The 23,237-nt window shown below is 70.0% G+C and carries 14 protein-coding genes; 7 read left to right on the top strand and 7 right to left on the bottom strand.

Features of this window, described 5'->3' with window-relative positions; translation table 11 throughout:
* Positions 1-29: 29 nt before the first annotated feature.
* A complete protein-coding gene (locus tag OV287_RS00375; protein WP_267531945.1) occupies positions 30-3,263 on the bottom strand; it encodes a fused MFS/spermidine synthase in 3,234 nt (1,077 codons plus the stop codon).
* Positions 3,264-3,575: 312 nt separating this feature from the next.
* Here OV287_RS00375 and OV287_RS00370 point away from each other — a divergent pair, with 312 nt between their 5' ends.
* From OV287_RS00370 to OV287_RS00355, 4 genes are all read left to right on the top strand, one after another.
* Positions 3,576-5,291: an NAD-dependent malic enzyme gene (locus OV287_RS00370; protein ID WP_267531944.1), complete on the top strand. Its 1,716-nt coding sequence runs from the start codon at positions 3,576-3,578 to the stop codon at positions 5,289-5,291.
* A gap of 65 nt (positions 5,292-5,356) precedes the next feature.
* Entirely contained in the window at positions 5,357-6,640 is a 1,284-nt protein-coding gene (locus tag OV287_RS00365; protein ID WP_267531943.1) for a hypothetical protein, read from the top strand.
* Positions 6,637-8,532 carry a phospholipase D-like domain-containing protein gene (locus OV287_RS00360; RefSeq protein ID WP_267531942.1) on the top strand — a complete coding sequence of 632 codons (1,896 nt, stop codon included), beginning with the start codon at positions 6,637-6,639 and terminating at the stop codon, positions 8,530-8,532. The genes OV287_RS00365 and OV287_RS00360 overlap by 4 nt, the downstream gene beginning before the upstream one ends.
* Positions 8,529-11,222, top strand: coding sequence for a helicase-related protein (locus tag OV287_RS00355; protein WP_267531941.1), 2,694 nt, complete (start codon positions 8,529-8,531; stop codon positions 11,220-11,222). Before OV287_RS00360 ends, OV287_RS00355 begins: the two co-directional genes overlap by 4 nt.
* 129 nt (positions 11,223-11,351) lie before the next feature.
* Here the strand turns inward: OV287_RS00355 and OV287_RS00350 are convergent, their stop codons facing one another.
* The 5 genes from OV287_RS00350 to OV287_RS00330 all read right to left on the bottom strand — a co-directional run bounded on the left by OV287_RS00350 (position 11,352) and on the right by OV287_RS00330 (position 19,590).
* Complete coding sequence (locus OV287_RS00350) at positions 11,352-12,692, bottom strand: hypothetical protein (protein WP_267531940.1); 1,341 nt, start codon at positions 12,690-12,692, stop codon at positions 11,352-11,354.
* Positions 12,689-15,292 (bottom strand): hypothetical protein, encoded by a 2,604-nt coding sequence (locus OV287_RS00345; protein WP_373371795.1) that lies wholly within the window; start codon positions 15,290-15,292, stop codon positions 12,689-12,691. Before OV287_RS00345 ends, OV287_RS00350 begins: the two co-directional genes overlap by 4 nt.
* Positions 15,293-15,347: 55 nt before the next feature.
* Positions 15,348-17,543, bottom strand: a complete 2,196-nt coding sequence (locus OV287_RS00340; protein WP_267531939.1) for an ATP-binding protein — start codon at positions 17,541-17,543, stop codon at positions 15,348-15,350.
* A gap of 169 nt (positions 17,544-17,712) precedes the next feature.
* Entirely contained in the window at positions 17,713-19,050 is a 1,338-nt protein-coding gene (locus tag OV287_RS00335; RefSeq protein ID WP_267531938.1) for a DUF763 domain-containing protein, read from the bottom strand.
* Between the two features lie 294 nt (positions 19,051-19,344).
* Entirely contained in the window at positions 19,345-19,590 is a 246-nt protein-coding gene (locus tag OV287_RS00330) for a hypothetical protein (RefSeq protein ID WP_267531937.1), read from the bottom strand.
* A gap of 93 nt (positions 19,591-19,683) precedes the next feature.
* Here OV287_RS00330 and OV287_RS00325 point away from each other — a divergent pair, with 93 nt between their 5' ends.
* Both OV287_RS00325 and OV287_RS00320 read left to right on the top strand, forming a co-directional pair.
* The gene (locus OV287_RS00325) at positions 19,684-20,727 is read left to right on the top strand and encodes a glycosyltransferase family 4 protein (protein ID WP_267531936.1); all 1,044 of its coding nucleotides are present in this window, start codon (positions 19,684-19,686) and stop codon (positions 20,725-20,727) included.
* A gap of 19 nt (positions 20,728-20,746) precedes the next feature.
* Positions 20,747-21,115 (top strand): SAF domain-containing protein, encoded by a 369-nt coding sequence (locus OV287_RS00320; RefSeq protein WP_267531935.1) that lies wholly within the window; start codon positions 20,747-20,749, stop codon positions 21,113-21,115.
* Here OV287_RS00320 and OV287_RS00315 read toward each other — a convergent pair.
* The gene (locus OV287_RS00315) at positions 21,046-22,680 is read right to left on the bottom strand and encodes a hypothetical protein (RefSeq protein ID WP_267531934.1); all 1,635 of its coding nucleotides are present in this window, start codon (positions 22,678-22,680) and stop codon (positions 21,046-21,048) included. The genes OV287_RS00320 and OV287_RS00315 overlap by 70 nt on opposite strands.
* A 167-nt stretch (positions 22,681-22,847) precedes the next feature.
* Here OV287_RS00315 and OV287_RS00310 point away from each other — a divergent pair, with 167 nt between their 5' ends.
* The gene (locus tag OV287_RS00310) at positions 22,848-23,156 is read left to right on the top strand and encodes a hypothetical protein (RefSeq protein WP_267531933.1); all 309 of its coding nucleotides are present in this window, start codon (positions 22,848-22,850) and stop codon (positions 23,154-23,156) included.
* Positions 23,157-23,237: the final 81 nt, after the last annotated feature.

The raw sequence follows: 23,237 nt of genomic DNA, 5'->3' as shown, positions 1-23,237 counted from the left end.
AGACCCCGGAAGGGGGAGGGCTTCCCCCGCTACGGCGTCCCCACGTTCGACACCGGCGGCGCGTCCTTCGGGGCCTCCGCGGGCGTGGGGCTACCCGGAGCACCCGGCCCGTTGTCCCACAGCGGCGGCGGCTCCGCCTCCATGAAAGTCAGGAGATCCTCCAGCGCCTGGTCCTGCATCGGGTGGTTGCTCGTCACGTAGCAGCGCGAGCGCAGCTCGAGGAACTGCTGGGTCCAGGGGATGTGGGGCTCGAAGGCCCCGACGGCCTCGGCGCACAGGCCCCCCTTGGGGTCAATCCGATCGGCCATGTCCAGCCGGACGCCCAGGCGCAGGCTCTCCCCGGCGTAGTTGGAGAAGGGCTTGTCCAGCGCGGTCCACAGCCGCCGCCCCAGGACCGGGTCCTTCTGGGAAATGGTCAACGCCTGCGTCAGCGCATCCTGCAACAGGGAGCGGTTGTGCCAGGGCGTCTGGCGCAGGATGGCGAAGGCGCGCTCGAGCGACTCCGTCTCCTCCACCGGACGCTGCTGCTGCTTGCGCAGCCGGGCCACCAGCGCCTCGGCATCGAAGGGCCTCGTGGGGCGCAGTTCCTCGACGAAGGGCATCATCGCCGCCTCCTCACCCGCGGCGGCCAGCGACTCGGCCACCCGGACCAGCTCGATGGGGCCCCGGGGCTGCCAGCCGCCCTCGCGCCACAGCTGCAGGGCCCTGGCGTGCTGGTTGCGGCGGTACGCCTCGCTGAAGGCCTGGTGGTTCTCCAGCGCGGCCTTGTTCACGCCAGGCTGATTCATGGAGTAGGGAAGCTCGCCGGACAGCCGCAGCTCCTCCACCCGATGCCAGTCCGCCGTACCGCGCGCCACCTCCGGACGGTCCACGTTCAGCTCCCGGCTGCGCCTGCGCAGCAGCGGGTAGGAGAAGCCCGTGTCCTTGCGCCCCACGCTGCGGGCGAAGGCGAACTCCACGTACGAGAGGTCATCCGTGTTGAGGAGCGCCTCCTGGCCCTCGGCCAGCGCCTTGGACAGCGCGGGCCCGGCGATGAAGTGTGCCAGCACGCCCTCCAGCTCGTTCGTGCCCCAGACGGCGGGCAGCGCCCGACGGTAGGGCTCCTGCGACACGCGCGCCCGCATCAGCTCCAAGTCATGCCGCTGCGGCTGCTCGGTGGCCATGAGGATGAGATCTCCACCCTGCGTGTGCCACGTCTCCACCGCGCCGAACTCGCTGGACAGCGTGGCGTAGACGCTGCGCACCGTGCGCGCATCCACCTCGTACGTCTGCAGCCACTGCAGGAAGATGCCCCCGGGCGCCAGCCGCTTCTTCACCGCCTGGTAGAACTCGCGCGAGAAGAGGCTGGAGATGCCGGCCCGGTAGGGGTTGGAGGGCTCGGAGAAGATGATGTCGTAGGACTCCTTGGAGGCCAGCAGCACCTCGCGGGCGTCGTCCAGGTGCACCTTCACCTTGGGGTTGTCGAGCACGCGCTCGTTGACGTCCTGGCACATGCGCGCGAAGTGGAGGATGGCAGGCTCGATCTCCACCACGTCCACCCGCTCCATCTCCGGCACGGAGCCGAGCCAGCCGGCGGTGCTGCCGGTGCCCAGGCCCACCACGAGCGAGCGGCGGGGGTTGGGATGGGTGAAGGCGCCGATGAGGCCGCCCATCACCTGGGTGCCCGAGTCGCCGAGGCTGTTGCCGTCCGACTTGCCATTCACCATGAAGGACAGGCCGTAGGCGCCGAGGACGCCGACGCTGCTCTCCACACCGTCCGTCTCCCAGCGCAGCCAGCGGCGCTGGCCAGCCATCCAGTCGCGCACGCCGTTGATGGAGTTGCCCCCTTCCAGCTTGTCGCGGCCGGCGCCGATGGCGCTGTGACGCCAGGCGGCCGTGGGTCCCACTGCGGTGAGCAGCAGGGCGGCCACCACGGCGGCGGCCAGCGGCGGCACCATGCGTCCCGGCGTCGCCTGCTCCTGGCGCAGCGACAGCACCACGGCGGCGAGCCCCAGGCCCACCAGCACCGCGCCCACCAGCCGCCAGACACCAGGGGCGGAGAGCAGCGGCAGCAGGCCGAAACCGCCCGCCAGCGAGCCCACGATGGAGCCCGCCGTGTTCCACGCGTAGGCCATGCCCACCTGGCGGCCCACGTTGTTACCGCCGCGGCCCAGCAGCGCCAGCAGCAGGGGGAACTGCACGCCGGAGATGAAGGCTGCCGGCAGCACCACCACCGCGGCGACGATGGCCCAGCTCAGCACCAGGCCGCCGAAGCCGAAGATGGACAGGGGCCGCATGAGAGAAGCGAACACCGCCATCCGGTCGCCCAGCGCCAGGGGCACGGCGAGCAGCAGCGCCTCCAGCAGACACGTCAGCGCGAAGCCACGCAGGGTGGCCGGGCGCTGCTGGCCCCACGCCGCGTACGCCGCGCCGCCCAGGCCGATGCCCGCCAGCGCCACCACCAGGATGATGCCGAAGGTGAAGGTGGAGCCGCCCAGCAGGGGCCCCAGCATCCGGTACCACACCATCTCCATGAGGAAGAAGGCGAAGCCCACCAGCGCCGCGGCGCTCAGCACGAAGCGGCGCGGCGGCAGGGAGGCCGTCGCGGCCTCCGGGGCAGCAGCAGCAGCGGCCTCGGCCGGTGCGGCGGAGTCCTCATGGTCGGGCAGTCCCCGCGCCACCGCACGCGCAATCAGGGCCACCAGCACGTTGAGGAGCGCCGCCAGCCACAGGGTGCTGCGGGTGCCGAAGACCTCGAAGAGGAGGAAGGTGGAGGCCGCCGCGCCGGCCACCGCGCCCAGGGTGTTGAGGCCGTAGAGGACGGCGAGCGCCCGGCGCCGCACGTCGTCCTGCGTCTCCGCCGCGCGCGCCGCCGCCGGCAGCGTGCCACCCATCAGCAGCGTGGGCACCGCGAGCACCAGCGCGGAGAGCACCAGCCGCACCACCGAGCCGAAGCCCAGCCCCATCGACACCGTGCCGCCCAGGCCCGTGTAGACGAGCCGCGCCAGCCACACCAGCGCCGGCGTCACCGCCGCGCTCAGGGAGATGAGCAGCTCCAGGTTGGCGTAGAAGGCCAGTGGGCGCTTCTCCCGGTCCACACGGCCGCCCAGCAACGCGCCTCCGAGCCCCAGCCCGCCCATGAAGATGGCCAGCACCGCGGCCGATGCGGCCGTGGAGGCCCCGAAGATGAGGCGCAGCTCGCGCTGCCACGCGGTCTGGTACACCAGGGCACAGAATCCCGAGCCGAACAGCAGGGGGGCTATCTTCCAGACACGTGCGTTCATCGATCCTCGGCCAGTTGCGGCGAAAGAAGCGGGGCGGGGATTGAACCAGTGCCGGCCCGGGGTAGCCAGTTCCACGTTCAAAGCCGCTCCCGAACCAGGCGGGCCAACAGCCCTCGCGTTGCCTGGGAATAACTACCTGACACGTCGGATGACGGCACTGGCTGACGCGGCGTGTTGGCGCGAAGCGCCGTACATGGGCCGCATGGGAGACCCGAACCCGCTCTTATGCCCGCCCGGTGGGGGACCTTGTTGCGGCCGAGGGCAAGCCGTTAAGGGATCGCCCCCCATTTTCATCGAGACGAAGTTTCCCCCATGAAACAGTACGAGAAGAAGCTCGACGCCCACGGCCGGCCCTACCTGGAGACGCACCTGGAGGGGCTGATGCTCACCCGCCTGCCCCTGCTCAACAAGGTCACCTCCTTCAGCCTGGAGGAGCGGCGCGAGTTCGGACTGCTGGGCCTGCTGCCCACGCACGTGTCCACTCTGGACGAGCAGCTCGAGCGCGCCTACGCCAACTTCCGTTCCTTCCGCTCGGACCTGGACAAGCACGTCTACCTGCGCGCGCTGCAGGACCGCAGCGAGGTGCTCTTCTACGCGCTGCTGAACCGGCACATCGAGGAGATGATGCCCATCATCTACACCCCCGTGGTGGCGCAGGCGGTGGAGCAGTTCAGCCGCATCTACCGCTATCCGCGCGGGCTGGTGGTGAGCCCGGAGAACATCGGGGAGATCGACGCGCTGCTGGCGAACACGCCCTTCCCGGACGTGCAGCTGATTGTCGCCACGGACAACGAGGGGATTCTGGGCATTGGGGACCAGGGCTTCGGCGGCCTGGCCATCTGCATTGGCAAGCTGTCGCTGTACACGGCCGCGGCGGGAATCGACCCGGCGGTGACGCTGCCCGTGGAGCTGGACGTGGGCACCAACCGCAAGGAGCTGTTGGATGACCCGCTCTACCTGGGCGTGAAGCGGCCGCGCATGGAGGGCAAGGAGTACGACGACTTCATCCACGCCTTCGTGACGGCGCTCAAGCGGCGCTTCCCCAACGTGCTGGTGCAGTGGGAGGACTTCAGCAAGCAGAAGGCCTTCGACGTGCTGGAGCGCTACCGGGACGTGCTGCCCTCGCTCAATGACGACATCCAGGGCACGGGCGCGGTGGTGCTGGCGGGCCTGCTGTCGGCCACGCGGCGCAGCCAGACGACGCTCGGCCAGCAGGTGTACCTGGTGCACGGAGCGGGCGCGGGCGGCGTGGGCGTGGCGCGGCAGATTGTCCGCGGCATGGAGCGCGAGGGGATGAGCACGCAGCAGGCGCGCGAGCACATCTACCTCATCGACTCCAAGGGCCTCATCCTGAAGGACCGCAAGGGGCTGGAGCCGTACAAGCTGGAGTTCGCGCACGAGCCCTCGCGCGTGGCGGGGTGGAAGATGCAGGGCTCGATTCCGAGCCTGCTGGAGACGGCGCGGGAGGCGAAGGTGACGGTGCTCCTGGGGCTGAGCGGGCAGCGCGCGGCATTTGGCGAGGACGTGGTGAAGGCGGTGGCGGCGAACACGCCGTACCCGGTGGTGTTCGCGCTGAGCAACCCGACGGCGAACTGCGAGGCGGTGCCGGCGGACATCTACCAGTGGACGCAGGGCAAGGCGCTGGTGGCCACGGGCAGCCCCTTCGAGGACGTGGAGTGGGACGGGGCGCCGCACCCGGTGGGCCAGGGCAACAACGCCTTCATCTTCCCGGGACTGGGGCTGGGCGTGCTGCTGTCGCGGGCGAAGCGGGTGACGGACGGCATGCTGACGGCGGCGTCGCTGGCGCTGGCGGACTACACGGACGGGGCGAGGCTGGCGCAGGGCGCGCTGTACCCGCGCATGGACCGGCTGCGCGCGGCGAGCCGGCAGGTGGCCATCGCCGTCATGCGCCAGGCGGTGAAGGAGGAGGTGGCCATGCGCAAGCTGCCCGAGGACCTGGAGAGCCTGCTCGAGGCCGAGATGTGGCGGCCCGAGTTCCTCCCCCTCCGGCGCGCGTCGGGGAAGTAGCCGTTCCGGTGGTGTCGTTCCGCCGGTATGATGGCTCGCCGCACGTTCCGGCGTGCGGCGGGCCCATGAGCGACACAGCGGCATACTGGTTCTCTCCTGCACCGAGCGAGGTCACGTCCTCGCGGCTCTCGCTCGACTTCGATCTGCGCGCGGCCGACCTGTTCTTCCGCGAGCTCGTGGTGCCCGAACTCGGTCGCATCTGGTTCGCGAGGCAGCTCTCGTGGCCCCTGGCCGCACTCGCGCTCCATGAGGAGCTGGCGAGCCAGGGCTCGAACGCGCCGAAGCCAACGGCCATCTGCCATGGCATCGAGGCACTCGCTTGCAAGCTCGAGTACCTCGTCGATCCGCAGGCCCCGTCGCCGCGTATCCTCGGACGCCGCGCGTTCGGTCGCGACACCGAGCGGGAGGTGTGGTCGTTCCACCGGCTGCGCCAGGCGACAAGCTACGTGCGGAACACGCACCGCCAGGCCGCGACGCGCGCCATTCGGGTCGACGGTGGGCTCGGCTTCGCGCGCGGCTCACGCTTCGATCTCCTCGAGCTGGAGCCGATCGGGCGAGCCCTGGCCAACGCGTTCCTCGAACAGCGCGTCGGCAAGGGCGGGACGAGCCTCCTCAAGTGGCTGCTCGGGTGGCTCGACGGCGACCGGGAGCTCTCTGGCTGGCCCAGGACCCTCCTTCAAGCGCTCTCGCCCGAACACGCCACCGACGAAGAGCGTGCACTGGTCCGCTCGAGGCTCCTCGGAACCTCGACGCCAGCAAGCGAGAAGCGGCAGCGCCTGGAGCGGGCGCTTGGGCGCAAGGCCGACTTGCCGGACATCGAAGGCGTGGTCGTGCCCCGGCTTCGCGAGGCTGGTCATCGCGAGCAAGCCAACGAGCTCGTCGCGGCTCTCCGGTTCGGCGCGGTGCTCGACCGGGCTCGCGACGCAGTCGCCAACCTGACCCGCGCGGTGGAGCCAGGACGCGGCGGCGTGAAGCTCGCGACGCTCGCCAACGACCCGGCGCTCAAGAGGGCCATCGCGGACCTGCGCACGGCCGCGAAGAACTACGTGGAGAAGGCAAACAGCGCCTCGGTGATGGAGGCCACGAGCCGCTCCTTCGCCGATGCGGTCGTTGCTGCCGATGACGCCGAGGCCATCCGGCTTCTGGTTGGGCGCGCGGGCAAGGTGCTCGGGCTCGCCGATGGCTCCGTCGTCCGAGGCCCGCTGTTCCGCATCATCGACGCCACCGGCGAGGCAGGCGGCCTCGAGGACGGCGCGGAGAGCATCGAGCCCGATCGCACCGGCAGGACCTTCCGCCTCGCGAACCTGCACTCGCTCCTGCGTGACGTTGACCCGCGAGGTACTCGATGAGCGCCGAGACGCTCCTCGACATCTTCGTGCCGCCCGAGGGCATGGTTGGGCAAAGCGCGGTCCTCGTCGCCATGACGGGCACTGAGGACTTCCTCGAGGACGCCGTGCAGCGCTTCACGGGCCTCCGGCCGCGACAGCGCGCGGAGCTGGGGAACGTGCTCGTGTACCTGATGCTCGACGGGCACTCGTCGTCGTCGCGGCAGGCGGTCTTCCCACCAGGGCGCATCCCCGGTCTTCACGAGTTTCAGCCGCGCGCGGTCAATCCCGGCTCGCTCCTGCACGCGAAGGTCGCACTGCTCGCGTTCGCTCCGAACCGGACGGGCGCGCCGGTCCACCTTCGCCTCGCGGTCCTCACGGCCAACTTCACCTATACCTCGGCGCGGCAGCAGCTCGAGCTGGTCTGGGTCGTCGATCTCCCGCTCGATGGCACCGCCCGTGCCGAGGACCGTGCGGAAGTGGCAGCGGCCGGCGCGTTCGTGGAGACGCTCCTCGCGCGGCGCTTCCACCGCGACGAACAGAGTCTCCCAACGAATGAGCGCAAGCTGACCGCGCGGCTCGACGCGCTCCTTGCCGCCGCATCCTCGGTAGCGCCCGCGAACCGCAAGCCGCGTTTCATCCACTCGCTCGATCGCCCGCTGTATGACCAGATCCGAGAGCGCTTCCGCAGCGCGATCGACAAGCCGAGGAACCTGCTGCTGTGCGGCTCCGGCTTCTACGAAGAGCCGTCCGCCAAGGCACGCAAGCCCGATGTCTTCGGCAAGCTCGAGGACCTGGGCGTGTTCACCGCGAACGTGCGGCGCGTGGCGCTCGTCGATCCCGGCGAAGCGGGCGCCGTGGCGACATGGGCCAAGGAGGGCGAGACCGAGGGCTGGGAGCTCGTTCGGCCCTTCGACGCGTTGGACCACAACCGGAGGCTGCACGCGAAGTTCGTGTACGCCGGCTATCTCCGCGATGGTCACGTGAGCAATGGCTGGCTCTACCTCGGCTCTGGCAACCTCTCGCGCCGGGGCATCCTCACGCACGGTGCGATGCCCGAGGGGAACGTGGAGACCGGCGTGGTCTTCGCGGTAGACGAGCGGCTCGACAGCGAGGCCATCGGGCGCTGGTTGTTCTGGACCGATGAAGCAGGGACGATCGACGGCGACGAGTGGATAGTGGGCCAGGAGGGTGACGCACCGGACGCACAGCCCATCCTGGAAGCACCGCCAATTCTCTCGGCCACCCTCGAGCCGGAACCGTCGCGACGTCTGAGCCTGCATTGGCGCGAGGACGTCACGGCCGGGACGCGCGTGAGCATCTCGTGGACGGGGCGCGACTGGTTCGACGTGCAGCGAGGGGATGACGTCCCCCTGAAGAACGGCGAGAACCCGGCCGCCCTCAGCGTGCGCGGAGAGAGCAACCGCAAGTGGGTCGTGCCCGTCGTGGATGCAGCCGGGCGTGTCGGCTGGCAGCCACCGCGCTTCGACACCTACGCGGACGCGCTCGCGGCGCTCCTCGACTTCCCCATCCGTCCCGCGGAGGCCACCGACGACGGCGACGGTAATGACGGTGATGACGGCGGCGGCGGCGGCACCAAGGGCGCGGGCAAAGGGGCGGCACCCGAGCAGGAGAAGAGCTACGCGCTGCACGCCTCCGCCGAGCTCGTCGAGCAGGTCGCCGCGCTCCAGGCCGCGCTCCCGGAGTCGATGCTCGACGACTGGCTCGATCACCTCGACAGGATGTTCCGCGCGTCGTTCCCCGAGGCGCTCATCGCGACATGGCGGACGCACCGGCTCGACGTCTTCGCACACCTCCGAGAGCCGGAGCTGAGCTCGCCACACCTGACCGACAAGCAGCGAGCCCGGTACTTCGAGGTGCTGGATGGCGCTGCCCGCGCGTGGGGTCTGCGATGAGCTTCTCGTGGGCCCGCGCAGCCAGCGCGCTTCGAAAGCGCGTCGCGGAGGACGCGGCCAGGCCACGTGAGGAGCAGCACCTAGACGACGGTCAGCGGGCATCGCTCACGTGGATGACCGAGCGGCTGCCGCAGAGCGGTGTCGTGCTGGCCGACGAGGTCGGCACCGGCAAGACGCGCATCGCGTGCGCCGTGGTCCACGCGGTCCTCGAAGCAGGCGGCCGGGCCGCCGTCGTCGTCCCGCACGGCCTCATGCACCAGTGGCAGCACGAAGCGCGCATGCTGGGCATGCCGTACGCCAAGACGTTCACCTCGGTACGAGACTTCATCGAAGACGCGAAGTCGAAGACCTGGGAGGAGATCGCCCCGGCGCCGGGGGCCACGGAATGGCTCCTGGTCTCACATGGCTTCCGCGCGCCACAAGTCCGGCAGGGCAGACGACCCGCGGAGTGGCGCGTAGCCCTTCCCTCCTACGTTCGCGCGGAACTGACGGCGCAGGCCACGCGCGACGATCGACGGACCTTCGCTGGCAGGTTGCTCGACGATCCGCATGTGACGACCGGGCGAATCGCCTCAGAGCTGGTTCGCCAGGTACGGGGGCAGGACCGCGTCAAGCTCCGTGAGCGCCTCGATCAGTTGCCGCCGTACCGGCGAGATGGCGACAACAGAAAGCTCATCGAGGCACTCAAGGACGATGGGCGTCTCCTCGTGGAGGATCTCCTGGGCCTGTGGCTCGGCGAGTTCGACCTCCTCGTCATCGACGAGGCCCACAAGAGCCGGGGTGAGGTGGACGTCGAAGGCACGGCGATGGGGGCGGTCTCCGGCACCGTGCTCGCGCGTCTCGTCGATGTGCTGTTGAAGCAGCCGGAGAGCGGGCAGCGGCTTTGCCTCACGGCGACACCGATGGAGCTCAAGCTGTCGCAGTGGCTCGAGCTCCTCGAGCGCGCGCGCAGCGAGATCGATCGCGAGCGAGGGAACCAGGTCATCGAGCGCCTGCATGACGCCGCGGGACGCGCGGCCGTTGCGCCCGACGAGGACAGCCGCCTCGACGAGCTGTGCGCGGCCGCGAGGGACTTCGCCGAGACGCTGGCACCGTACGTCACGCGGCGTCGGCGTAATGAAGACCCGTTGGTCCAAGGCTTCCGGGAGAAGCTGCCCGCCGGGAGGCTCCGTGACGCCCCACATCCGCATCGGAACGTACTGCCGCTGAGGATCGGCTGGGCTGAGACGGTCGGCGAGCGTTCGCCGTGGCTCGACGTGCTGTTCGCCGCCGAGTGCATGAGCCAGAGCGCTCGCGGGCTGACGCTCAAGGACACCGCGGACTGGCCGCGCGCGGTGCGCGATGCGTACACGAAGCTGTCGGCGGGCCACGTCAGCATCGACTTGTCGGAGACGGAAGAGCCGCTCCATATTCCCGAGCCCGGCGTCGTCGACGATCACACGCGCGGGAAGATCGCGCGCACAGCCTACTGGTATCGACGTCTGCGCGTCGGCCGCAAGCGCGTGCTCGAAGGACTACCGCCCGTGAACGGGGCCGAGCTCGACCCCGACGCCGAGCACCCGCGCATCCTCGCTGCTGTGAAGGAGATCGAGGGCTGGACGCTGAACCGCGAGAAGGTGCTCGTCTTCGGCGTCTTCCTGCGCCCGCTTCGGCTCCTCCGTGACGTGCTCAACGTGCGCCACGCGCTGCGCGCGGCCGACGCGAGCAGGCCGATCGCTCACGATGTTCACACCGACTCCGCGTTGCTCGGGATCGCGCTTCGCCAGCTCGAGCGCTTGCGCGCGGAGCGCGCGCTCTCGGGGCGCCTGGCCATGGGCAACGGCGCCGAGATGCGCCGCGCGCTGACCGACTGCCACAATGACTACAAGCGCTTGCGCCGACAGGTGCGCGAGCGCGCGAAGAAGCCGGTCGTAGCGTGGTGCACCGACCCGACGTTGCTCGGCGGCGCGCCGGTCGACCGCGAGCTCGAGGGCGCGCTGGAGGACCACCTCGTCTCGTTCGTCCTCGACGACTTCCTGGCGACGACCTCGGAGTCCGACGAAGTCACCCACGAGCGCTTCGACGCGTTGGCCGCCGAGTTCGTCGAAGAGCGGCTGCGACCACTCCTCGGAGAGCTGGACAACGAGGATGTCGACGAGGAGCAGGCCGTTCTCCGGCACGAGGCGCTCCGGGCGCTCCTCGAGGACGACAACGGGCGACAGAGCGTCCACGCCCGACTGCTCGAGGGAGACACGCGCTGGCAGACGCGGCGCTACCTCCAAGCCGCCTTCAACCGGCCCGGCGCCTCGCCGTGGGTACTCATCGCGCAGAGCCAGGTCGGGCGCGAAGGGCTCAACCTGCACGAGTCCTGTCGCGTCGTCGTGCAGTTCCACGCCGAATGGAACCCGGCCGTCCTCGAGCAGCAGATCGGGCGCGTCGATCGCAAGGGCAGCCTGTGGGAGCAGCGGGCGCAAACGTGGCTCGCGGAGGGTGCGCAGGGCGAGCCACCGTTCATCGAGGTCCGGCAGCTCATCTTCGAGGGGACCTACGACGCGTTTCAGTGGGACCGCGTCATGCGCCGGCAGCACTTCTTCGACGCCAGCCTCTTCGGCTCGCTCCTCCCGGCCGGCGCGTGGGAGCGCGTACCCGAAGGGCGACTGCGAGAGCTGCTGGCTGCCGCGCCGTCGTTCCGCCCGCCGCGCTCGAAGTAGCACGCATGTTCCCGGCTGCTACCGTCCCCGCCGCGAGGGAGTCCACGCCCCTGCCGGAAGCCCCCCGTGCCGCCGCCCCACCTCCAGCCGCAGCTTCATGTCCAGGGTGGTACCGTGTCGTTTCACGCTTCAGCCCCGGTGCCGCTCGGCCACGCGGTAGAGCCAGGTGAGGGAGCAGTCCAGCAGAGCCTGGAGCGAGCGCATGTAGTTGCGGGCCCGGACGAAAGGAAGCCAGACACGGTTGCCCACGAGGACCTGGGCCTCCTCGAGCTTCTGTCGCGGAATCCACCGGCCGCCCAGGTTGCGCACCAGCACCTCGCCCAGGTACGCGCCAATGGCGGGCACCGCGTGCTCGTCGATGGCTTCCCGCTGGCGGCTCTTCGGGAACTCCTCGCGCCAGAAGTAGAAGTCGGCATCCGTGAGCGACTCGGGCGTGGCCTCGAAGACGGAGGGCACCTCCGAGTGCAGCAGCGCCACGAGATGCTCGGCGTAGAGGCTGTACTGCTGGAGAGCGCGCTCCACATTCTCTACATCCGCAGGAAGGGCAGAGTCAGCAGGGCGCCACTCCTCGGGCTCAGGAGGGCACCACGCGTTGAGCTCGGCGATCCTGCGCTGACGCTCGTGACTCGCGGCGCCGTCCACCACCCGCGAGAGAAGCGGGGCCAGGTCCGGATGGAAACGGGGTTCCACAGGGGCGAGCATGGCACTGCGCTCATGCAAGGTACGCAGCACGGTGTCGAAGTCGAGGTCCGGCCGGAGGTGGGCGTGGGCGCGAGCCTGTGCGAGCCGTGCCTCCTTGCTGGCGAAATCCGCCACGGTGGGCCACGTCACCAGGAGGACGGAGCCGTTGGGCAGTTCCTCCACACAGTGGGCTGGGGTGGACAGCATTCGCTCGCGACCGACCGTCTCCACCAGTTTGGGACCGAAGACGTTGAGCCAGAACACCTCGTAGACTTTGTCGAACCCGTCTCTGCGGCGAGTCTCGTCGTCGCGGCCGAAGTTGGGCGAGTCCGTCAATTGCGTGTCATCAGTGCTGTGGGCCTTAGCGTACGTAACGGGGTAATGCGAAGCCCATGCGCGCACCATTTCCACGAAGTGCTGGCAGCGCTCCGCCCCCGCGAAGAAGGAGAGGGGCTTCACGTTGATGAAGATTCCCAGCTTGGGAGGCAGCGGCGGAAACCAGAGACTGAGCGACATGTCCAACGCGGGCCACTTCGTCCGATAAAGTCCGAGCCCCAATGTTCTTTGGCCGCGCTCCTCTTCAAGGGACTTCCAGACGGCGGCGCGGGAGTATTTGCGGCGCCGCTTGCCTTCAACGACGTCCGGCAACCACTCGCCGGCGTACTCCTCGAGTGCCTGGAGAAAGGGCTCCAGCTGTCCCTCCAGCGCCGCCTGCTGGTCGAAGACAGTGTCGAACTCGAGTCGGAGGAGATCCTCCGGCTTCAGATCGTGCACGCTCAGCCACTTCATTGAAACACCACCTCCACTCCCGGAACCGCTGCCTTGGTCTCGTCCACGGCTGTCTTCAACAGGTCCACATTCTTGGGCATGGGTTTGCCCCCCTCGTAGATGAGGCGAACTCTCGACACCTGCACCTCACCGCTCCCTGGTAAAAGGGACTGGAGGGAGCCTCGGCGGATATCCAGCGCCTCACCGTACTTCTGTAGGGCCTCGCTTGCGTCCTCGATCATTTGAGCTTTCAGGGCTTTTTCCCCCAGCCCCGAGAGGTCGCGGCTCTTGAAACTGAATGACTCCACGCGCCGTGGCCCTCCGCCGAGCGCGCCTTCCTCGATGACGAGCACATCCGCGTAGCGCAGGCCGGTGCCCGGCTTCCTCACGCCCACCTGGATTTCGATGCGCGGCCTGTCGAAGTCCCCGAGAAAGCTGCGCTGAGCCCGAGGCTTCTTCGCGTCCTCTTGCAGCATCCTCACCATGTCGCGCTCGAAGGCCAGCCCCCGGGCAAACCACCCGCGCAACTGCTCGTAGGGCGCCCACTTGAGGGGGCCCTCGGCGGCCGTGCCACTCTCCACCTCTTTGAAGCGCGTGTTGTAGTACTCGACGTACTCGCGCCAGCGCGGGTTGCCCTGGGCCTCGGGCGGCGGGGCTTCGAGGGAGGGGCGGTGCTGTTCCAGCACCCTCACGTCCTTGGGCAGGCGCAGGCCCGCGGCCTCGAGCTCCGCCGCCGCGAGCTTCGCCTCCACCACCGGGAGCGTGTGGCCCGCTCCCTCGTCCACCAGCGAGGCCAGGGTGCCCAGGCCCTCCGTGACAGGGGCCTGCTTCGGGAAGGGTCGTGCGGCATCGTCCGCCGCCGCGGTGGCTTTCCCGGTGCTGGCTCTCTCTCCACTCTTCACTGGGGAGCCCGAGGCCCCGGGTCTGGCCCTGGACATGAGCGGCCGGGCCCTGGCCACATTTCCCCCGGCCTCGAGCAGCGCCAGCGCGGCGTCCGCTCCGCCCGCAGCGACGAAGCGGCCCGCCTCCCGGCTGGCCCGGATGTCGCGCACCACCTGCCGCAGGCCCTCCGGGCCCAGCAACCCGTGAAGCTGCCGCGCCGTCTCCGTCAGCGTCCGCAGCCGCGCTTCCACGGCCTCCAACCCGGTGCGCAGGCGCCCCCCCGTGGCACCTTCTCCCTTGGCGAGGTGGCGCACGCCCTTGCCACCCGCGACGAAGGCCAGCACCAGCGCCGGCGCCACCTCGCGCGTGCCCTGCTCCCACTCTCCCTGCCAGAGCAGCCGCACGCCATGCAGGGAGTTGGCGGCGAAGTGGTAGCCACCCAGCGGAACACCAAAGGTGAGGTCGTCAAACGCACTCAGCGCCAGGGTGCCCACGGAGGCGTGCTCCACCAGTTCCCGCTGGGCCCTAGCGAGGGCCTCCTGGTACTCCGGCGGCAGTTGGCTCCGTATGGGGAAGAAGGCGAGCTCACGCCCTCCGTCGCTCACGAGAGTGCTGGAGAGCGCGTCGGCGCCGAATCGGAGAACGCCTCGGCCCACGTCTCCGAATTCGGAGTCCCTGTCCACACGGGCCTTGGGCTTCAGCCCCCTCTTCTCCAGCGCCACCTGGAAGGCGGGCAGCAGCGCGAGGGTTTCCTCCAGCCGCTTGTCCCGGGCCAGCAGGAAGAGAATCTCCCTCAAGTCATCGTCATAGGCCGAGTCGACGATGAAGACGGCGAGCACCGCGGAGTAGAGGCGCCCATAGGCCTCGGGAGCCTTCACGAGGAGGGCGGTGCGCTTTTCGTTGAGCAGGCGGGCAACATCCTCGCGCGGTGGGCCCAGGGCACCGAAGCGCACCGCGCGCCAGTCATCCAGGGCCTCCAGCAGCCGGGGCATGTCCACCCGCTCCTGCAGGGCGAGGACTTCCCCGGGCGAGGTGCAGGTGAGGAAGGGCGCCAGTAACTCCTCACGGCTGGAGGCGAAGTCGGGCCAGCCCGGAGGCACGGCCTGCCCTCCGCACGAGGGCGGCTCCTCGGGAACGAGCCCCGTGCTGGCCACCTCGTCCGCGGACGCCTCGCCCGGGCTCTCCAGGGCGGAGGACGAGCCCAGCCCGCGGGCACTGCGGCGGCGGCGCAGCCGCTCCTGCTCGTGCACCCCGGAGGAGAAGGCGTGCTCGCCCGCCTCCATGGAAGCAAGAGAGGAGCGCGCATCAAGAGGAGGCACCGTCGCGCCCGCCTCCCGCAGCGTGGAGAGGGCGCGGGCGCCCTCCGAGGTGCTGCCGCCGTGTCGCGGCCCGAGCGTGACGCAACCGGTGGAGAGCAGCACGGCGCCCATCAGCAGCGCCGCCCACCTGAGCACCAGGGCCTCAGCGCGCATTGTCCACCCCCACGCCCAGCGAGGCGAAAGCACCCTGGTGCAATCCCCCTCACCCATTGGAAACAGCAGCGACTGGTGCCGCGCCCTGACTCGCGTGGACTCGAGTTTCGCCGCCATTGGCTCCACGCTATTGCGCTCGCCCGGTAACAGCAGTCCCGTCGGGTCGCCGCGCAACGGCTCCAGCCGAGCCGCGTATCCCATTACCGTCCCCAACCGATGGAGGTACGCCTCGAGCCTCTCCTCGGGCGTGCTTGCTCGTACCGGCATGGGCCAGCAACCTCCTGCTGCGTCGGCAATTCCTCCACTTCATGACACAGTAGTACTAGGCCCCGCGCGGCATCCGTACGGAGAAGGAGGTGACGCCCCCAACCGAGCCCACCTCCACCCGCCCGCCGTGCCCCGTCACCACCTGATGCACGATGAAGAGGCCCAGGCCCAGGCTGCCCGCCGGCCGGAACTTCGCCATGCCCCGGCGGAACGGCTCGAAGAGCACCGGCAGCAGCTCGGCCGGAATGGGCTCGCCCTCGTTGGACACCGCCAGCTCCACCTCGCCCTCCAGCTCCCGGGCCCGCACGGCCACCGCGGTCCCCGCTCGTGAGTGCCTCAGCGCGTTGGACAGCAGGTTGGAGAGCACCTGGCGCATGCGCTCCCCGTCCCACCACCCCTCGCAGCGCGCGTCTCCCTCCAGGAGGATGCGCCGGTCCGGGTGCGTCACCATGAACTCGTCGATGACTTCCTGACACAACCGCACCAGGTCATTGCGCGTGCGCTGCAGCGGAATGCCTCCGCCCAGCCGCCCCCGCGTGAAGTCGAGCAGATCGGAGATCATCCGCCCCATGTTGTCCGCGCTCGTTGCGATGCGCCCAGCCGTGCGCAACACCGCCTCCGGCGTCGGCCGCTGCAATCGCTGCAGCGTGCGCGCCCCCAGCGAGATGGCGGCCAGCGGGTTGCGCAAATCATGGCTCACCATGCCCAGGTACTGCTGCTCCAGCTCGGAGCGCTCCCGGGCCTCCTCCTTCTCCCGCCGCTCCTCCTCGTAGAGCCGGGCCCGCTCCAGGGCCTGGGTACACAACCGGCAGATCGACTCCAGGTGCGCCTTGTCCTGCGCGCTGAAGCGGCGCAGCGAGGAGAAGCTCAGCCCCAGCACGCCCACCACCCGCGCTCCATCCCTCAACGGCGTGCTCAGCCAGGAGCGGCTGCGGCTCCCCTGGAGCAGCTGGGCGAACTCGGGCCACTCCCGCTCCATGGACTCCGAGGCCTGGAGCGCAACAGTCCGCCCCTCGAGAATGGCCACGGTGGAGGGGGTGCGAACGCCGAGTGGAAAGAGGCTGTTGTCCTGGGCGAAGCGGATGGGGTAGCCGAAGTAGCTGAGGATGCGCATGTGCTCGCCCTCCACCAGGCAGAGGGCACCCGCATAGGCGTCCAGGGACTTCAGCCCGTGCTCCACCAGCGCCTTCCCCACCTGCTCGGAGGTGAGCGCATGCGCGAAGGCAGCAGTGGTGGCCTGGAGGTCCGCGGCGCGCTGCGCGTCCAGCTTGCGCTCGGTGATGTCCAGGTAGGTGCCCGAGAGCCGGGTGGGCCGCCCGTCCGCGTCGAAGAGGACTCGGCCCCGAGAGGCAACCCACCGCAACACCCCGTCCTGCACCCCCACCGTCCGGTACTCGGCCGAGAAGAAGCCCTCATTCTCCCGGGCCACCGCGCGCCGGACCGACGCCTCCACCCACTCCCGATCCTCGGGGTGGGTTGCCGCTCGCCACAGCTCCATGTCCACCGGAGCCTCCGGCGGCAGCCCGAACAGCTCCTTGGCGCGCGTGTCCCAGTGGTGCTCGAGGGTGGTGAGGTCATAGCTCCACGCGCCCAGCTCGGCCGAGTCCAGCGCCAGGCGAAGCCGAGCCTCGCTGGACTCCAGCTCCGCCATGAGGTGCTTGAGCCGGCGCTCGGCCTCTCGGCGCTCGGAGAGGTCCACCCCCGACTCGGTGAGCCGGCGCGCCCGGGCCCGCGTCTTCTCCAGCTCGCACTGCAGCCGGGCCTGCTCGGCCTGGGACGCCTCGCGCTCGCGCTGACGCTCCAGCTCGGCCCGGCGCATCCGCACCAGTGCCCAGGTCTGCGCCACCAGGTGCCGGGACTCGATGGGCTGGGAAATGTAGCCATCCGCGCCATCCTCGAAGAGCCGCTCCTCCAACTCCGCGTCCTGCAGCAGCGCGGAGCTGTAGAGCACCCGAATGGCAGCGGTGGCCGGGTCCTCCTTGAGTCGGCGGCACACCTCGAAGCCGCTCATGTCCGGCAGGCGCACGTCCAGCACCACCACGTCCGGCCCCGACCGGGCCGCCGCGAGGGCCTCCGCACCACTCACCGCCTCCACCACCTGCATGCCCGCCAGGCGCAGCGTATGGACGATGAGGTAGCGCTTGGCGTCCGTGTCATCCACCACCAACACCCGCCCCTCCATCCGCGGAGGAGAGGCCCGCTTGAGCTGGGTCCCCCGTCGCGCGGGAGGTGCGGAGTGGCTGCTCGACACGATGAGGGCTCCCTACTCGCCTGGGGGGGCAGGCGCCACCGGACAGATTACCGTCACGATCCACCCCGACCGGTCCCGCCCAGGAAGGAAACAGCGGTCCTGCACGTCGAGCGTCCCCCTTCGGGGCCGGCCCCTCGCCCTCCAGTGGAGCAGACGCCGAGAAAGCTATTTATCGGGAGGGAGACGAGGAACCCCCCGGAGTCTCATCGTCCAGGCCGGGCAGCTCCAGCTGACTCCGCTCCACGCGCTGACGCCGCCAGCCAGGACGTCCCGAGGGCCGGCGCGGAGGCGCGTCGGTGGGCAGCAGCTCGGGGACGTCCTTCCACCCCTCTTGGACGAGTTCTTCGAAGGAGGCTCCGGTGGAAGTCTTGGCCACCAGGGCCTCGAGCCGGCGCGCCTGTCTATCCAGCTCGCGGATGGCCTGGAGCCGCTCGGCGTTGCCCAACTTCGCCGCATCCACCGCCGAGCGCAGCACGCGCAGTGTCTCGTCATAGACATCCAGCCGCACCGGGAAGGGGTGCCGATCCTTACCGCCCTGAGCGAAGGCGAAGCGCGCCGGGTCCGTGAAGCGTGAGGGCGAACCGTGGATCACCTCGGCCACGCTGGCCAGCGCCGCTACCGTGCGCGCGCCCACGCCCGGGGTGAGCAGCAGCTCGGCGAAGTCCCGAGGGCCCTGCTCGGCCGCGGCGGCCAGCGTGCCGTGGAGCCGGCGCAGCAGCACATCGTCACGCGTCACCTCCTCGTGCACGGGCATCTGCAGGTGGGGCAGCAGCGGGGTGAAGGGGACGGGCGCGGGCTCCAGCCGAGGACGCAGCTTGCGCAGCGCGCCCAGCACCACGTCCGGCCCCTGGGACACCAGCTCCACCTGCGCGGCCCGGGCCCGCGAGGCGCGTCTGTCCGTGAGGTTGAGGATGACGCCCTGGTTGGGGCCCTCGATGGCGGCGTGAGGCGATTCCACGAAGCTGCCCAGACCCTCGGACAGCCAGTGGTAGCGCCGGGCCTGCCGGGCGTCGGCGTTCATCCCCTGCTGCACCACGGCCCACGCGTTGTCGTCCGAGAGGATGAGGCTGTGGGCATACAGCTCGAAGCCGTCCTGCACCGCGGCGCTGTCCACCTTGGCTGCGAGCCGGCTGACGCGGATGAGTGCGTCCGCATCAATGCCCACCCGGTCTCCGATGATGCGCAGCTCGTCGGGGGTGCGGCGCGCCTGCATGCCCTTGCCACCCACCACGTACAGCCCGAGCTGGCGCCCGCCCGGGGTGAGTCCGCGCTTGAGCGCACCGAGCACGGTGGTGGTGACGCCCGAGGAGTGCCAGTCCATGCCCATGACGGCGCCGAGCGACTGGAACCAGAAGGGGTGAGCGAGCCGGCGCAGCACCTCGTGGCGGCCGTAGTGGAGCACGAGCGCCTCGACCACGACGCGGCTCATGCGCGCCATGCGCTCGGCGAGCCAATCCGGCACGCGGCCTGAGTGGAGGGGAAGGTCTGCACTGCCCGTACGGTCCATGATGACTCCGGAGGTAACCTCCTGGAGTCAACCTCTGACCTCGGGTGCTTCTTCACACGGGAGCCCGGTGCGGCCCGAGCCCGGCCGCCCAGCACGCGAGCGCCCTGCTGGTTGCGCATGCGCCCTCTCCCTCTGGGAGAGGGCGGGGGGTGAGGGTAGTCGCCGGCGTGTCTCCCCTCGTCTCAGCCATGAACCACTGGGGGGAAAACCCTCACCCTGACCCTCTCCCAGAGGGAGAGGGGACTTCCACGGGCCCAGAGGTCCTAGGACTGCACGGACCTTCCACTGGGTGGATCAGCGGCGGCCCTGGGTGAGCACGGGCCCGTCGGTGGGCGCCGACCTGCGCGCTTCGGCCCGGCCCTGGGCCTCCAGCTGGCAGGACAGTACCTCCCGGTGCATCTCCGAGACCTCCTGCCGCAACTGCTGGAGCTCCCACGACTGCTCCGCCTGGGCGCGGCTCATGTAGGCATAGAGCCAGGCGGTGCTCGCGAACCAGATCGCGAACCCCAGCAGCCAACCGCGAGGGAGAGACGTAGGCATGAGCACACCTTCATACCACAAGGTAGGAGACATGCGCCACATCCCCCCTAGACACTGACAAAGGGGCGCCAAGGAGTACCATTTAGACGCCAGATGCGGGCGGATCAGGAGTGGGGTACAGACGGCGGCGCCTTGCTCGTCGTCCACCCCCATTTCCACCGGCGCCGCACCGGCGTCACCGCCCACACCGAGCGCATCGTCACCGAGCTGGCGCGGCTGATGGAGACGCGAGCGGTGGGGGGCAACCTGGAGGAGGACGTGCCGCGGATCACCTGGGGCGAGCTATGGCGGCGCATCCGCCAGGAGCCCGTGGTGTGGCACGCACACCGGAACAACGAGCTGCTGGCCGGGCTGCTGCTGCGACTGGTGGGCCGGGAGGTGCGGCTCGTCTACACGCGCCATGGAGGGAAGCCGCCGGGCCGCTACACCCGCTTCCTCACCCGCTTCGCCGAGCAGCTCGTCACCCTCAACGCCCAGAGCGCCGGGTGGATGGGGAGGCCCTCGCAGCTCGTCCCGCACGGCGTGGACCTGGAGCGCTTCACCCCTCCGGTGGATAGGGATGCGGCCTGGAAGGCCCTGGGACTCGGCGGCCGGCGCGGGGTGGGCGTGGTGGGACGCATCCGTCCCAGCAAGGGCCAGGGAGACTTCGTCGAGGCCCTCACCCCGCTGCTGCCCGAGCTGCCCGCCTCCGAGTGGACGCCCGTACTCGTGGGGCTGGCCAAGGGACGAGACAGCGCGTGGGCGGAGCAGCTACGCGCCGCGACGGGAGGGCGCCTGGTGCTCGCGGGAGAGCAGCGCCCGGTAGTGCCCTGGTACCAGGGGCTGAGCGTGCTGGTGAACCCCACGCACTTCGAGTCCTTCTCCATGGTGATGCTGGAGTCGATGGCCTGCGGCTGCTGCACGGTGATGAGCCGGCTGCCGCACGTGCCCTCCTTCATCGAGCACGGCCGCACCGGCTTCCTCTTCGAGCCCGGCAACGTGGCGGAGCTGCGCGAGCTGCTGCGGGAGCTGCTGCACGAGCCGGAGCGGGCGCGGCAGGTGGGGCTCAACGCCGCCGAGGAGGCCCGGGCACGTTTCGGCGTGGCGCACGAGGCGAGAGCCCTCGCGCGGGTGTACCATTCAGCGCTGGGCGACTGAACGCCCGGAGACGCTCCTCATGGAACAGAAGCCGCCTGTGGGCCTGATGCTGGGGCTCCTCATCGGACTGATCGCCGGAGTGGTGGTCAGCGGGTTGTGGACGAACCGGAAGGTCCGCGCGGGCTGGAACCTCGTGCCCGTGGTCGTCGCCAGCCAGGACATCGAGGAGGGAACGGTCATCACGTTCGAATACCTCAATCAGCGGAGCATCCCGGAGCAGTTCGTCACCAGCAACGTCGTCCTGCCGGAAACCGCCACGTACATCATCAACCAGAAGCTGCGGGTGTCCGTCGTGGCGGGAGATCCGCTCCACTGGAGCTACTTCGAGACCAGCCCGAGCAAGCCCGCGCCCGGGAGGCAACCGGCCGCCTCGGACTCGGCACGCTGAACGCGCAGCATCCGCTCGAAACCCAGGCGGGGCTCGATGAGGCTGGCCTCGCGCGGGACGCACTCTCCTCCCACGTAGTCCATCCACCCGCGCTCGCGGGCCCGGTGCGCCACCGCGTTCATCGAGCGCCGGTACTCGCGGCTCGCCGAGGCGAACAGCCCACCCCGGTCCCCCACACACCGGCTCAGCCACCCCGGCAGCCGACCCAGGCCCAGCGCCACGAAGTCGCCGCACTCGCGCCACAGCACCCACTCGCGCCACTGGGCCGGCAGGATGCGCAGCTCCGGGAACACCGCGTCCACGTTGCGCAGCACCGCCCGCTCCGCGTCCTGGAACACCCGCAGCCAGGTCGCATGGGTCCCACCCAGCGCGGGCCCGGCCAGCTCCAGCGCTCGCTCCAGGTCCTCGTGGTGCGCCTCCAGAAAGGCCAGGGTCGCTCGCTGCTTGCGCAGCAGGTTGCCCGCCTCCACCACCCTGCCCCACCATTGCTGCCGTGACGGCACGGCGATGTGCCGCAGCTCCCACACCTCGCGCCACGCCGCCACATCCAGCCGCTCGCGAATGGGCGCCAACGCAGGCGCAGTCTCCAGCTGGTGGCGCTCCTCGGCGGAGAGCAGGTCCGGGTACTCGTCGCGCACGGCCTCGAGGATGCCCAGAACGGTGAGCAGCTCCAGGTACAGCCCCACGCGCACCAGCCAGCGTGGATCCGGCAGGTGCGTGGTGTGCCGCGAAACATCGCTCTCGATGGCCTCCAGATACAGCCGCGCCTTGTCCATGCCGATGGTCAGCACCGGGTACCAGGGGTGGTGCGCCATCGAGAAGAGCCCCCACGCGCCCCGCCTCGCGGCCTGCGCGTCCGTGTCCGGCCGCACCAGCCCGTCCAGCACCCGCTGGTACAGCGAGCCGAAGCGCCCCAGGTCATAGAGCTCCACCTCCGTGGAGTCGCACGAGAGCACCTTGTCCCCGGCGCACAGCTCCAGCAGCACCCGGAAGCGGCGGTGAAACAGGTGGGCGAGCGAGAAAGCCTCCGCCCCCGCGGCACCGAGGCGTGCGAGCCCCTCGCGCACGGCGGCGTACGGCAGCGCGGCGACATAGCAGCCATGGGACACGCCGGCCGGAGGCGCCTCGGCCCGCACGAGCTGGGCCTCATTGGCACACGACGGCTGGCACAGTGGCACCTCGTGGCACAGCAAACCGGGGAGCGCGAGGGGGCCACCGTCCTCCGGGCAGTCCGGCAGCAACCACACCGAGAGGCGCACCCGCAGGGACTCCTGCACGCGGTGGCGGCCCAGGCCCGGGTGCAGCGCGTAGAGCAGCCAGAGCGCTCCGCTGTCCTCCTCACGAGCGTCCCGCGAGTCGAACAGGCCGATGTGCAGGCTGCAGCCCTCTCCAGGGGCCAGCGCCTCGTGCCCCGGGCGGGCTCCAGAGCGAAAAGGGATGACCCGCAGCCGAGGACGGGCATCCTCGAGCGGGATGACTTGCCGGAACTTCTTGGGCTCTGGCTTGGAGCAGGGTTCAGCAGGAGAGAGAGCGGCGGCTGCGGAGACGGCCACGAAACGCGACAAGGTTGACCCCCTTCTTCGTCGCACCTCCGTGCAGGAGGGGGGCCAATCCAGATGTGACAGCCTGGCTGTGGTGATGGGCCTCCCAGAAGACCCTCACCCCCACCCTCCCCCACAGGGAGAGGGGGCGCTCGCGGCTTGCCTACTTCTTCGAGCGCGACGAGGAGCTCTTGCCCCGCGAGCGCGACGACGTGGAGCGGGTGCGCGAGCGCGACGAGCTCGCCTTACGCCGCGTCTTGCCGCTGGCGGTGGTCCTGCTGCGGGACTTGCCTCCGACGCTGCGCGTGCTGCGGACTGGCTTCGCCCGGCGCGTCGAGCTCTTCGCGGAGGTCCTCGTCGAGCTCTTCTTCGACGAGCCCTTCGCCTCACCGGCCTTGCTGCGCTGCTTGTTCACGACGCGAGCGGCAAGCTGCTTGGCTCGGCCCGTGCTGGCCCCACGCTTGCGCGCGGACTGCTTGATTTTCGAGTACTGCCGCTGACGCTTCTGGCTCTTCACTCCACGCGGTGGCATCCGTTCCTCCTCCCCCCGATTGTCGGGAGACATGTGCCCACAGCATGGG

This window comes from Archangium lansingense (assembly GCF_026626635.1).
In the GTDB taxonomy this organism is placed as follows: Bacteria; Myxococcota; Myxococcia; order Myxococcales; family Myxococcaceae; genus Archangium; species Archangium lansingense.
Note: the sequence above shows the minus strand (reverse complement) of the source record. Positions and strands in the feature narration are given on the sequence as shown.